Origin of the sequence: Duganella rhizosphaerae, assembly GCF_040364205.1 — a bacterium.
Classification (GTDB): Bacteria; Pseudomonadota; Gammaproteobacteria; order Burkholderiales; family Burkholderiaceae_D; genus Rugamonas; species Rugamonas rhizosphaerae.
Window position 1 is genome coordinate 310,598 of record NZ_BPWK01000008.1, and the last position, 12,843, is coordinate 323,440.

6 protein-coding genes are annotated in these 12,843 nt (G+C 61.6%); 2 read left to right on the plus strand and 4 right to left on the minus strand.

What is annotated here, in order from left to right; all coding sequences use genetic code 11:
• Positions 1–26: 26 nt before the first annotated feature.
• Positions 27–3,179, plus strand: a complete 3,153-nt coding sequence (locus tag RUGAMON1_RS19230; RefSeq protein WP_445232025.1) for a TonB-dependent receptor — start codon at positions 27–29, stop codon at positions 3,177–3,179.
• A 117-nt stretch (positions 3,180–3,296) separates the two neighbouring features.
• A complete protein-coding gene (locus RUGAMON1_RS19235) occupies positions 3,297–4,790 on the plus strand; it encodes a tryptophan halogenase family protein (protein WP_445232026.1) in 1,494 nt (497 codons plus the stop codon).
• 66 nt (positions 4,791–4,856) lie between these two features.
• Here RUGAMON1_RS19235 and RUGAMON1_RS19240 read toward each other — a convergent pair whose 3' ends face one another.
• From RUGAMON1_RS19240 to RUGAMON1_RS19255, 4 genes are all read right to left on the minus strand, one after another.
• Positions 4,857–7,919: a family 43 glycosylhydrolase gene (locus RUGAMON1_RS19240; protein ID WP_445232027.1), complete on the minus strand. Its 3,063-nt coding sequence runs from the start codon at positions 7,917–7,919 to the stop codon at positions 4,857–4,859.
• A gap of 94 nt (positions 7,920–8,013) precedes the next feature.
• A complete protein-coding gene (locus RUGAMON1_RS19245) occupies positions 8,014–9,885 on the minus strand; it encodes a cellulase family glycosylhydrolase (RefSeq protein ID WP_445232028.1) in 1,872 nt (623 codons plus the stop codon).
• 372 nt (positions 9,886–10,257) lie between these two features.
• Positions 10,258–11,214, minus strand: a complete 957-nt coding sequence (locus RUGAMON1_RS19250; protein WP_445232029.1) for a PA14 domain-containing protein — start codon at positions 11,212–11,214, stop codon at positions 10,258–10,260.
• Positions 11,215–11,290: 76 nt separating this feature from the next.
• Positions 11,291–12,826 carry an alpha-N-arabinofuranosidase gene (locus RUGAMON1_RS19255; protein WP_445232030.1) on the minus strand — a complete coding sequence of 512 codons (1,536 nt, stop codon included), beginning with the start codon at positions 12,824–12,826 and terminating at the stop codon, positions 11,291–11,293.
• Positions 12,827–12,843 lie beyond the last annotated feature (17 nt).

Genomic DNA, 12,843 nt, shown 5'->3' on the forward strand with positions numbered 1-12,843 from the left:
CAGAGACAATGAGGACAATCGGAACAATGACCAAGCGGAAACCGTTGCGGATGACCGCGCTGGCGCTCGCCGCGGCGCAACTCGCGGCGCTGTACGCCGGCGCCGCGCAGGCGCAAACGACGCCTGCGGCGCCTGCCGCCAAGGAAGAGGAGACCGTAACCGTGGTCGTCACCGGCCAGCGCGCGGCGATGCAGTCGGCCGCCAAGCTCAAACAGAATGCCGAGGAGGTCGTCGACGGCGTCGTCGCCGAAGAGGCCGGCAAGCTGCCCGACAAGTCGATCACCGAGGTGCTGCAGCGCATCGTCGGCGTGACGATGGACCGCAACCGCTCACGCGGCGACCCCGAGCATTTCTCGGTCGAGGGTTCCGGCATTTCAGTACGCGGCCTGACTTGGGGTTCGTCCACCTTGAACGGCCGCGAATCGTTCTCGGCCGGCTGGCCGGGACGCGAGTTGAGTTGGGGCGACATTCCGTCGGAACTGATGTCCGCGGTGGTCGTGCACAAGAACCCGCCTGCCGAGTTGATCGAAGGCGGCGTCAGCGGCCAGGTCGACTTGCGCACCGCGCTGCCGTTCGATTACAAGGGCGATAGATTCGCGGCCTCGACCTACGTGAACTACAACGAGCTCGGAAGCCAAAAATCGCCGGCGCTCTCCGGCCTGGTCTCGCATCGCTGGGAAAACGACTTCGGCCAATGGGGGGCGCTGCTCAACTTGTCCGCCAACCGGACCAATTCCCACAACGACACGGTGCAAGTTGACGCCTACTTCCCGCGCACCGACATCGTCGCCGGACAAACGGTGTGGGTGCCCAAATCGGCCTCGTGGCGCACCAACCTCGGCACGAACGACCGCGCCGGCGTCTATGCCGCGCTGCAGTGGAAGAAGGGGGGAGCCACGTCCGCGCTGACCTATTTCCACTCCGGCTACAAGGAAACCGGCACCGAGAACGCCATATTCACGGGCGTGGAGAACCCGTACAAGTCCAAGCTCGTCGACCCTGTGTTCGACAGCAAGGGCGTCCTGCAGTCGGCCAGGTACACCTATCCGATCGGCGGCGCCGGCGCGAATAATTTCGTCGACGGCGGGCTGGGTTTCAATACCAACCAAAGCTATTTTGAACGGCGCTCGCAGACCCGCGAGATCGCCTGGAACACCAAGTGGACCATCAACGAGCGCTGGGCGGTCCAGAACGACCTGCAATGGGTCCATGCCACCAACAAGACCGAGAGCGAAAACATGACTCTGGCCACCTTCGTACCGAGTATGAATATCGACCTGAGCAAAAATATTGGTGAGATCACCTTCGACGACAAGGCGCAAGCGTTCCTGCGCAATCCGGCCAACTACTATCTGCAGATGTTGGGGCCGGAAAGGACCAAGGCGGACGCCGACCTGTATGCGTGGAAGGGCGACGTGCGCTTCAAGTTCGACCATCCGGTCATGCGCGACGTGCGCGTCGGCGTGCGCGCGACCAAGCGCACGGCGAACCACATCGACGGCACCGGCTCCATGTGGTTCGCCGTCGCCAGGCCGTGGGAAGTCAGGAATTCGTCCACGCCGGGGCAGCCGGCCGCCACCACGGACGAACCGACCTGGGGGGCGCGCGCCAATTTCACTTACCTGAGCGATCCGAGGGTCGCAGCCCTGGTGCCGACCAGCCTATACACCTTCAACAACTTCTTCAACGGCAAGATCCCCAACCCGGGCGCCCTGGTGGTGCCGAGCCTCGCTGCGGTCAAGAACTATCCCAACGCCTACGTGGCGGCGGCGAATCCGATCCTGAAGATTCAATGCCAGCAGGGCAACGACCAATCGAATACCAACAACGACTGCTCGAAGATAGCCGACCCCTTCATGCCGCTCGTCTACGACGGCGACCCGTCCAAAACCTCCCGCCAGTCGGAGACAACACAGGCCGCCTATGTGATGACGCGCTTCGGCTTCGACAATCTGCGCTTCCCGGTCGAGGGCAGCGCCGGCGTACGCGTGGTCCACACCGACACCAAGGCCCAAGGCTACACCGTGTTCCTGCCGACTTACGGCAACGGCTATTTGCCGGAGGTGCCGAGGTTTGGACAAATCAACGCGCCGATCGTCGAAGGGCGCAGCGCCGTCGACGTGCTGCCGAGCCTTAACCTGAAGATGGAAATCACCCCCGAGCTGCAAACGCGCTTCGCGTTCGCCAAGTCGATGTATCGGCCGAGCTTTGGCGACCTGAGGGAGTACATCAAGCTGTACCAGCAGGTCAATGTTGACCAACCCACCGGCACCGTGACGACCGTCAACTACCGGGGTGAGGACCAGGGCAACGTCCATATGAAGCCCACCAAGGCCAACAGCTTTGACGCGACGCTCGAATGGTATCCGGGCAACGGCACCTCGCTGACAGGCGCTTTCTTCTACAAGCAAGTGCGTGACATCATCTTGCGCTCGGCCTATACCCGCGACTACAACGACCTGGCCGGCAACCCGCAAACCTTCTTGATCACCGCCCCGGACAATGCGGCGGACGGTAAGGTGGCCGGACTGGAGCTCGCTGGCCAGGCCTACTTCAATAACGTGCCGGTGTTGGCGCGGGTGCTGCCGGAATGGACCAAGGGCTTCGGTGTATCGGCGAACTACACCTACATCAAGAGCAGCCAGACACTGCACCATCCGTTCAAGCTGAAGTACTGCCCGTCCGCCGGATCGTTCAACAACGATTCCCTGAGCTTGTATGGCTGCGACACCAATGGCATGCCGTTCACCGATATGCCCTTGCAGTATTTGTCGAAGAACGCCTACAACTTCATGGCTTTTTACGACAAGGGAGCGATGTCGATGCGCCTGGCCTACAGCTGGCGCAGTCGTTTCCTGCAGGGCGTGAACGTCAATGGCACGTCGGACCCCAACGGCAGCGCCACCAGTGCCGATCCGACCCGGGCCACGGTTGTCGGCGGCAAGACAGTCTATCCGCAGGACGTGGCCTGGGGCTTGCCGACCTGGCAGGAAGCGGCCGGACAGCTGGACTTCGGGTTCGACTATAGGTTCAACGATCATATCCAAGCCAGTTTCAACGCAAGCAACCTCCTGGATGCCGTCGTTAGACAAACCCAACAGCAGGGTATCGGCAGCATGACCCGTTCCTGGTTCGAGCCGGGCCGCAGTTATCGCCTGGCGCTGCGTTACACGTACTAAGTCCCGACATCAGGTCCATCGCCACTCAGGCGCCATGGATCTTCCATCGTCTCCTGTCGCTCTGCCGGCAGTTTTAGGGGCGGCTCCGGCCGCCCCTTTTTTTAATATGGGCCGTCTATGTCTGACAAAGCTATTCGAACAATCGTCATCGTCGGCGGCGGCGCGGCCGGTTGGATGACGGCCACCGCGCTGGCCACCGCGCTCAAAGGCACCACCAGCATCGAGCTAGTCGAATCGGAGGAGATCGGCATTGTCGGCGTGGGGGAGGCCACCTTTCCTTCGATCCGCAATTTCCACCGCCTGCTCGGCATTGACGAGGCCGAGTTCCTGCGCGCCACCAACGGCAGCTACAAGCTGGGCATCCAGTTTTGCGACTGGCGCGCGCGCGGCGAAAGCTATTTCCACACCTTCGGCGATTTCGGCGCGCTGAGCGGATCCCACGCGGTGTGGGGCCAGTACCGGCGGCTGGGCGAGGCCGGCCTTGGGCCCCTGGGCGAGCAATGCCTGTCCAGCGTGATGGCCAGCCAGGGCCGCTTCGCGCTGCCGGGAGAAACCGACCGCTACGATTACGCCTACCACTTCGACGCCGCGCTCTACGCCGCCTTCCTGCGCAAGCTGGGAGAGCGGCGCGGCGTGCGCCGCACCGAGGGGCGCATCGTCGATGTGGCGCGGCGCGCCGACGGCGGCGTCGACCGGCTCACCCTGGCCGATGGGCGCGTGGTGGCCGGCGACCTGTACCTCGATTGCTCCGGCTTCGCGTCACTGCTGCTGGGGCGCACCCTGGGCGAGCCGTTTGTCGACTTCAGCCACTGGCTGCCGGTGGACCGGGCCTGGGCCTGCCCGACCGAACGGATAGTGACCGAACTGACGCCGTACACGCGCGCCACCGCACTGGAGGCGGGCTGGGCTTGGCGGATTCCTCTGCAAAACCGCACCGGCAACGGCCACGTGTTCGCCAGCCGCTACATCGACGAAGATCGCGCGCGCGAGCAGTTGTTGCAACAGCTGGACGGCCCGCCGCTGGCCGAACCGCGCCTGCTGCGCTTCCAGACCGGCCACCGCGCACGCGCCTGGGTGCACAACGTGGTCGCCCTGGGCTTGGCGGGGGGCTTCCTGGAGCCGCTCGAGTCGACCAGCATCTTCCTGGTCCAGCGGGCCATGGGGCGGCTGATCGATTTGCTGCTGTCGGGCGCGCCGTTCACCGAGCAGGTGAAGGCCGGCTACAACGGCGAAGTAGGGCTCCAGTTCGCGCGCGTGCGCGATTTCATCATCATGCACTACTGCCTGAGCGCGCGCCGCGACAGCGCGCTGTGGCGCGCGATGGCAAGCATGGAGTTGCCCGATACCCTGGCCTTCAAGCTGCACGCCTGGCGCCAGGCCGGCGCGCTGCACCAGTACGACCTGGAGGGCTTCGACACAACCAGCTGGCTGGCGATCCATGCCGGCATGGGCCATTGGCCAGAGCGCGCCGATCCTACGCTGGGCGACGTCGAGCGGGCGGTGGCGCTGCAGGGACTGCAGTGGCGCCGCGAATGCATCGCCGCCGCCGTGGCGGCCATGCCCAAACACGACGCCTACCTGCGCTCTGCTCTTCTAGCGCGCAGGAACTAGGTCTCGCCAATGCCGTTCAACTTGTGATCGTCGCGCAGCATTGGAAACGAGGCCTCGCCCAGGCGGTCAGCGCGCGCCGCCTTGCCCGATCCGGTAGTAGTCAAAGTCGACACGGCCGCCGGCGGTCTTGGTCGAATAATAGAACAGGGCGTAGCGGTAACCCATGAAGTGCGGAAAGGTGTAGACCAGGCGCGAGGGACGACCGATGGGGGTCCAGGATTTGCCGTCGAGGCTGTAGGAGAAGCGGGCGACTTCACGCGCCCCTGGTATGCCGTAGGTCTTTGCGCCACCCTCGTCGACGCCGAAGCGGGCGTCGTCAGGCGCAGACTGAAATTCGCATTCGACCTTGAGGTGAACGGTTTTGCCAGAGAGGGGAATGGAGGCGATCTCCTCGGGCTGGTCGGAGTCGGCGCTCACCATGACGAGAGATCTGGCGCCGTCGCTCATCTTTACGCCAACAAAACCATACTTTTTCTGAAATGCGGCCAGGCCGGCCGAGTCGCCGTCTTTCATGCCGCTCACGTCGATGCTGGTGGTGGCGAAACTGTCGGGGCCAAAGGTGCGCTGGGTGAGGGTATTCCTGGCCTCGGGCAGGCTGGCATCGACCCGGCTGGTGACCAAGCTCAGGTAGCCAGGGCGCTTGGTGAGCGACCAGTTGCGAGGCACGGGATTGTGATTCCATTGCCAGGCGAGGGGCAGGGCGCGGGCGCCGGGCCGGCGGTCGAATTCGTCTGAGGCGACGATGCCGGAGGCGCCTGAAGCGCCCTGTCGGCCGGCGGGGAGGTCGAGCGTCATGGGCACCTCGCCGTCCTTGCCGAGCACGGGCCAGCCGTCCTTCCATGTCACGGGCACGAGGTAGGGGATGCGGCCGACGGCGCCGTTGTCCTTGAACAGATAGGCATACCATTTGCCGTCCGGGGTGTCGATGAGGCCGCCCTGGGCGATGCCGCGGTCATCGAGAGCGATGCGCCCCTCGTAGGGACCGTCGATTTTGTCGGCGCGGTGGACGATGACGGTGCGGGACCAGCGGGTCTTGGGCGAGGCGATGTTGAAGAGGTAGTAGCGGCCGTTGATCTTGGAAAGCTGCGAGCCCTCGGCTTTGAGCCCGCCCTGGTCGGCGCCAAAGAGGGCGTTGATGTCTTCGATGATGACTTTGTTCACGCCGCCGGGCTTGAATCCGGAGAGGTCGGGTTGCATCTCGATGAGCGAGATGCGACCGCCCCCGCAAACCATGTAAACACGACCGTCGTCGTCGAAAAACAGGCTGTGGTCGCCCAGCGCAGGCTCGAAACTGGTCTCTTTCCACGGGCCGCGCTCGGGATGCCGCGTGGCATAGATGTGGGTGCGTCCTCCGGCGGTGGCGGAGAAAGTCGAGGCATAGAACATGCCGTCGTGGTAACGCAGGCTGCTGGCCCAGGAGCCCTCACCGTAAGCGCTCTTGCCGTTTTCTAGGCGGAAGGCTTCGTTGTCGGCCAGGGTGTCATAGGCGTAGGAGGCCATGCTCCAGTTGACCAGGTCGGTCGACTTCATGATCGGCAGGCCCGGGCTCATGTGCATCGTCGTGCTGCTCATGTAGTAGGTTTTTCCTACGCGGATGACTGCGATGTCCGGGACGTCGGCCCAGATCAGGGGATTATGGGCATGGTTCGCCTTTGCCGCAGGAACGGGCGGAGACAGATCGCGCTCGGAAAATTGCCAGTAATCGAACTTGAACAGTTCTTCGCCGGCCGCACCGCGGAACACGAAGAAGACATTCTGGACGCCGGAGGCGTCGGAGACCAGGGCAGACTGCGGCTTCCATTGGCCGCCGGTTCCCGCGACCGGCAGCGTACCGATCAACTGGCCGTCGACCTTGCCCAACCGGATCTCGATCTTCGCCCCGGTGGCCGCCTTCGCCTTGGCCGTGCTGGAGAGGCTGGCCATGAAGGCGCGCGCGCCGGTCGCGCCGAAATCGACATTTCGCACTTCGATGTAGGCGCCGTCGTGGATGTCGCACACATTCTGGCCGCCGGCGCTGCTGGGCTCGATTTTGACGCCGGAAGACCAGGCGATGGTCTCGGCTTCGACGCGCTTGTAGGGATCGAGGGTGGCGACCGGCGCCGGTCCTTCCCTGGTCGGCTGCACCGTCGGGACCGAGCCGTCCGGGTTGAACTTCAACTCGTCGACGGACACGGAACGCTTGAAGCCGTCGCCTCCCGGAAGCGCGGCGTTGTGGTAGAAGAGGTAGGTCTTGCCCTTGTAATCCACCACGCCCGGGTGGTTGGTGAAGGCGCTTTGCGGGGTCATGACGACGCCGCCGTAGGTCCACGGGCCTTCGGGTGTGGGGCCGGTGGAGTAGGCCAGATGCTCGGCGATGGGACCAGCGGCAAAAAACAGGTAATTGAGATTCTTGCGCTGATACAGCCAGGGGCCCTCCTCGTAGGATGTGCCGCGCAGAGCCGGCTTCGGCAGCGTCACGCCCTGGGTGTCCGGAGGGGTGCGTTCGCCCAGGGCCTTGACCGTCATCGGATGGCGAATGATGCCGTTCTCCCCGACACTGGTGTCGTAGGAAATCATGTCCTTGTTCAGCTTCACCGACCACAGATTGGGATTGCCCCAGGCTAGATAGGCCTGGCCCTTGTCGTCGATGTAGACGGTCGGATCGATGCTGTCGTAGAGGCCGCCGGCGTGGCCGGCGATCAACGGTTTTTTGAGGGGATCGGTGTAGGGGCCGAGGGGATTGTCGGCCACCAGCACGCCTATGCCCCGGCCTTGTACCGGGGCGTAGAGATACCATTTGCCATCCCTCTCGATCACCTGGGGAGCCCAGGCGCCGTTGTCAAAACCGTCCCAGCCGGAGATCTCCCTGGCGGCCCAGGGAAAATCCCGGAGGGAGGCGATCGCGCCATGCTGGGTCCAGTTGACCATGTCCGTCGTCGTGGAGAGCACCCAGTTCTTCATGTTGAAATTGTTCTTTTCCCCTACATCTTCGTCGTGGCTGGAAAACAGGTAGAGCGTGCCCTGATGGACTATAGGGGCCGGATCGGCGGTATACATCGTTTGAATAACCGGGTTGAGCGCGAATGACACGGCGGGCAGCGCAGCCAACATGGACGAGAGAACGAGGGCGGAGCGGGTTGTTTTTTTCATGAGGGTCGAAAAATGAGAGTGGTGACTAGTAGCCCATCTACTAAAAAGCCGGCTTCTTGCGCGAAGCCGGCCGTAAGGAGGAAACTTACGGAGCTTATTGAATAATTGCTCTCTTGATGGTGACGGAACCTGCTGATCCAACGAATTGGATACCTACCGCCTCCGCACTCTGGACGCTAAAATCAGAACAGGTGAATTCTGTATCCTGACCTGCAACCAGCTCCTTATTGGCAGTCCAGCACTTCCACTCAGAAGCAGCCCAACCGGCGGAGTAGGTATAGAACTGGAACAAGGCATCCATCCCTCCATTTCGATCTGAAACAAACGCCTGATCAAAATTAAGGACCACTTTCAAGGTTTTGCCACTCCAATTGACTGGATGGGCAAAAGTATAGGCAGCGGCCGCCCCCGCCTGGTTGAGGGTAAGTCCCATATACGCAGTTGAACTATTATTTGTGGCGCCGGCACTCAAGGTCCAGCTATTGGGGCGATTACTCAATCCAAGGGCTTTGCCAGCACCTACCAACATTGCATCAAGTACTTGAGGATCCCCCACGGCCGGCGTTGTACGGTCAAACAGCAGGCCTTCAGCCATCCCGATCTCCCATGCGACTGGCAAGAGGCCGTTTGCAAGCGCCGACTTGGTGACATATTGATAGAAATGCTCCCGCGAAGCGAGGTGCAGGTCAAGGTCAGCGCAAATTGACTGGGTACGCTTCATCGCAGCGAACTCCCCCAACAGAACCGGAATCCCCTGGTCGACAAATTTTGTTTTCATTTTGGCGAACTGCGCGTCGGTATAAGCCTCTTCCATCAGCGGAAGCCGTCCCGGTGAGTTGCGATAAGTATCGGTAGTCGAATGGTAGCCGTCACCCCAGTAGCAATGCATCTGCGACCAGTCAGTATCTTCTCCCAGATTCGAAAAAGCCCCCGGGTAATAATGAATTTCCATCATTTGGCGACCCGCTACAGGGTCGGATGGCATGCCATTCCAATCATTGAAAGTCATGTCGATGTCGGTTCTCAGGCCTTGGAGCACCACCACGCGATAAGCGTTTCTACCACCCGTCGAACGAACCGCATCGACAAATGTTTGGTGATAGCTGTCGAGAACCCTTACCTGGTCTGGAAAGATAGCATCGGGCTCGTTGGCGCTGGCGAACAAAACATGCTCGTCAAAGTCGCGCAGCTTCGTGGCAATTTGCTGCCAGTAAGCCTTCTGTTTGGCGTTTACCGCGACTTTGCTTGCTTCGTTAACATGCCGCTCCAGCCAACCACCGTCCCAATGGATGTTAACGATCGCGTAGAGCCCGTTATCCACCGCATACTGCACCACTTGCCTCACGCGGTCGAGCCAAGCGTCGCTAATTTTTCCAGTCGTCTGATCGGCATACTGATCCCAGGATACCGGGATCCGAATCGCGTCAAAACCACTGTCCTTTACCAATTTCATATAAGCGGCGGAGACCATCGGATTGCCCCAGCAAGTCTCTGACGCCGGGCTGCAGCCATAAGCGTCCATGGTGTTTCCAATGTTAGTTCCCAGCTTTATTTTGGCGGCCAACTGTATGGCGTTACTACTCATGCCGGTGGCATTCGGGGCGATTGGATTGGTGTTGTAGTCGGGATAAGCCGTGATCGCAAAGGACTGCGTGGTTTGTGCGCCGCAGCTGTTGGTATAGACCGCTGTTGCTGTACAGCTAGCACTTGGCGTTACGAATTGTTCGCGTGAAGAACCTGATGTTCCACAGCCACTCCATGACCAGGACCCGCCGTTGATTGGTTGCGGCCCAAATGCGATCTGGTTTCCAGTATTAATCGCTGCAGCTGCCGTTATATTCCAGGCGCCGGACGAATAAATATAGGGCGTTACCGTGGTTGGATCGCAGGTCTGAGCCTGTACACTCGCAACGCTTCCTGATAGAGCCATAAAAAGGGACGTAATGACTAAACTCTTTTTATTCATTTCAATTATCTCCTCGTTATTAGTATTAGGGCATACATGCTTGCGGGACGGGGATCCGGCCCCACCTGCACCACAATCCGGCGGAGTCTATCCCAATTATCGCGGCGAAAATACGGCCAAAATGCGCCGTCACCTGCCATGACGGCCTCGGAAAAAAAATCCGCACGACCGGTGTTGGTACTCGTGCAGATTTTGCTATTGCTGGCTTTAAAAGAACGCTGTTCGATCCGGCCACCACCTGTGTGCCGACGGTCGCGCCGCCGACGCGGCACGCCGGATGCAATGAATTGCAGTATCAATGCGATTATCTGCACCTTGTAATATCTTCACCATTAGCGCTATTTAGGAACGTATCCCGTGCCCTTTTGCCGATCACTCCTTCGGCTGGATCTGCGGCAGCGTGCCGGCCGGCGGCCGTCCTATCAGGCTACGCGGCACGTAGCTGTAATCGGCCGCGCCGGGCTTTTTCCACGCAAGCATCAATGCGAGATCTGGGCCTGGGCCCTGGAAGTAGCGCACACGGAAATTGCGCAAACCTTTCTCCAGCTTGATCCTGGTCGCCACCGGTGTTGGAGCGTGAATGCCATCGTTGTCGATCACGTTTTCATCGTCGACGCTGAGCACGGCGCCGTCATCGGCCAACAGCATCAGTTCCCACGTGGCGGTTTCCGCGATATTGACGGTGAAGCGAATATCCATCCCGAACCATTCGACCGTCGAGCCCAGGCCGGGAAAGCCTTCGTGGAAGGAGCGCGGCGAGATATCGAGTTGGGCCAGGCAAACGCGCTTGATCGGCTTGCGCCGGCGCATTTCGGACACCGATTGGCTGCCGACATTGAGGCGATATACGTCGGCGACCATGTGCCGATCCGACCCTTCGGCGCATTCTTCGAACAGCTTGGGGACCGCGCTGGCCACGGCCGTCTTCGCGGGCGGGTTGGGGTCCGGGACCGGGGAAGGAGGAGGGGGCGGGGTCGCAGCCGGGGCAGGAGCCGGCGCCGGGGTCCGTGAGTCGGGCACGACGTCGAGCACTGGCATCGGGGGCACGGCGACCGGGGGCGGCGGAGCGATGACGGGAGGGGCGATATTGCTTGCGGCGAGCGGCGGTTCGGGAATCTTTTTTTCCGGTACTTTCTCCTGGAACAGGGCCACGTCCACGCTGGGCGGCGGTGGCGCCGGACGGCGCACGCGCGACAGCAGCACGGCGGCCAGCAAGGCCAGGTGGATGAGCACTACGATGCCCAGCGCGTAGCGCCGGTTCTCGCGCCGCCTGGACGGTTGCCCTTCGGTTGCGGGCGGGAGCAAACTGGATTCCGGTGTTGAGCGCATACGTTTCTAAATACAATGTCAATTGATAAAGTTGGGCGCCCAGGCGGTGATCCCGAAGCGCCCGCGCGGGAGGCGTTTATTCCTCCAAAGCGACCACCATGACGGCTTTTGCAGGCACCTTGATCGGCAGCTTGCCGCCTGCGGCACGCGCGCTGAACGCCGACGGCTTGATGGCCTGCGGGTTCTGGAACGTGTTATGCGCATCCATCGCGGCCGAGGTCAGCACCTTACCGGCAGCACCTTTTACCTTCGTGCCGGCGACGTTGACGGCGACATCGACCGCCCTGGACGGATCGGTGTTGACCAGCGCCAGGTAAAGCTTGCCGTCCTTGGCGCGTGCCGCCGAAGCGCTCACGCCGGGAATGGTCACCGCGCCCAAGGTGTAGCTGGTGTTGTCCTTGATTGCCAGCGGCAGCGTCTTGGCGTCCTGAAACGGCACATACATCTGGAACGCGTAGTAGGTCGGGGTCAGGACCATCTTCTCCTTGTCGGTCAGGATCATCGCTTGCAGCACGTTGACCATCTGGGCGATGCTGGTCATGGTGACCCGCTCCGCGTGCTCATGGAAGATGTTGAAGTTGAGCGCCGCCACCAGCGCGTCGCGCAGGGAGTTCTGCTGGTACAGCGCGCTTTTGGCGCCTTTCTCGTCGTACCAGGTACCCCACTCGTCGACCATCAGCCCGATCTTCTTCTCGGGATCGTTCTTGTCCAGCACGGCCACGTGATCTTTGACCAACTGATCCATTTTCAAGGTATGGGCAAGGGTCGAGATCCACTCGTCTTCCTTGAAGCCGAGGGCCTCGCCCTTGACCTCCCAACTGCCGCCCGGGATGGTGTACTGGTGGACGCTGATGCCCGCCGTGTGGCCCTTCAGTCCCTTGCTCAGGACGTCGGTCCACGAGGTGTCGAAGCCGCTGCCGCCGCTGGCGATCATTTTCGGCCTGGACTGGCCGGGCGCCCTCAGGAAGTTCTCGTAATTCCTGTACAGGCTGGCGTAGTACTCGGGTTTGATGTTGCCGCCGCACCCCCACGCCTCATTGCCGATACCGAACAGGGCGACTTTGAACGGCTTTTCGCGCCCGTTCTGGGCACGCAGCCTGGCCAGCGGCGAGCCGCCATCCGAAGTCAGGTACTCGATCCAATCGGACATCTCCTGCACGCTGCCGGTACCGACGTTGCCGTTGACGTAGGCTTCGGCGCCCAGCATGTCGATCAGATCGAAGAATTCGTGGGTGCCGACGGCGTTGATCTGGTCTACCTTGCCGCCGTTGATATTGCTCGGGCGCTTGTCCTGCGGGCCTACGCCGTCGCGCCAATGGTAGGTGTCGGCGAAGCAGCCGCCCGGCCAGCGCACCAGCGGCACATGCAATTCCTTGAGCGCGCCGACGACGTCATTGCGCCAGCCCTTGGTGTTGGGGATGTTCGACTTCGAGCCGACGTACATGCCTTGGTAGACGCCGGTGCCGAGGTGTTCGGCGAACTGGCCGTACACGTTCTTGTTGATGACCGGGCCGGGTTTGCCGGCGTCGATGCTGATGCTGACCTGGCCGGCGGCAAAAGCCGGCGCCGCGATCATGCCGAGAACGGCGAGGCTGTGTTTGATGATGTTCATACAGGGGTTTCCAGACA

Bases quoted from the DNA above. Each gene is read 5' to 3' on its own strand.
- RUGAMON1_RS19230 (WP_445232025.1), top strand. From the start codon at position 27: ATGACCAAGCGGAAACCGTTGCGGATGACCGCGCTGGCGCTCGCCGCG.
- RUGAMON1_RS19235 (WP_445232026.1), top strand. From the start codon at position 3,297: ATGTCTGACAAAGCTATTCGAACAATCGTCATCGTCGGCGGCGGCGCG.
- RUGAMON1_RS19240 (WP_445232027.1), bottom strand. From the start codon at position 7,919: ATGAAAAAAACAACCCGCTCCGCCCTCGTTCTCTCGTCCATGTTGGCT.
- RUGAMON1_RS19245 (WP_445232028.1), bottom strand. From the start codon at position 9,885: ATGAATAAAAAGAGTTTAGTCATTACGTCCCTTTTTATGGCTCTATCA.
- RUGAMON1_RS19250 (WP_445232029.1), bottom strand. From the start codon at position 11,214: ATGCGCTCAACACCGGAATCCAGTTTGCTCCCGCCCGCAACCGAAGGG.
- RUGAMON1_RS19255 (WP_445232030.1), bottom strand. From the start codon at position 12,826: ATGAACATCATCAAACACAGCCTCGCCGTTCTCGGCATGATCGCGGCG.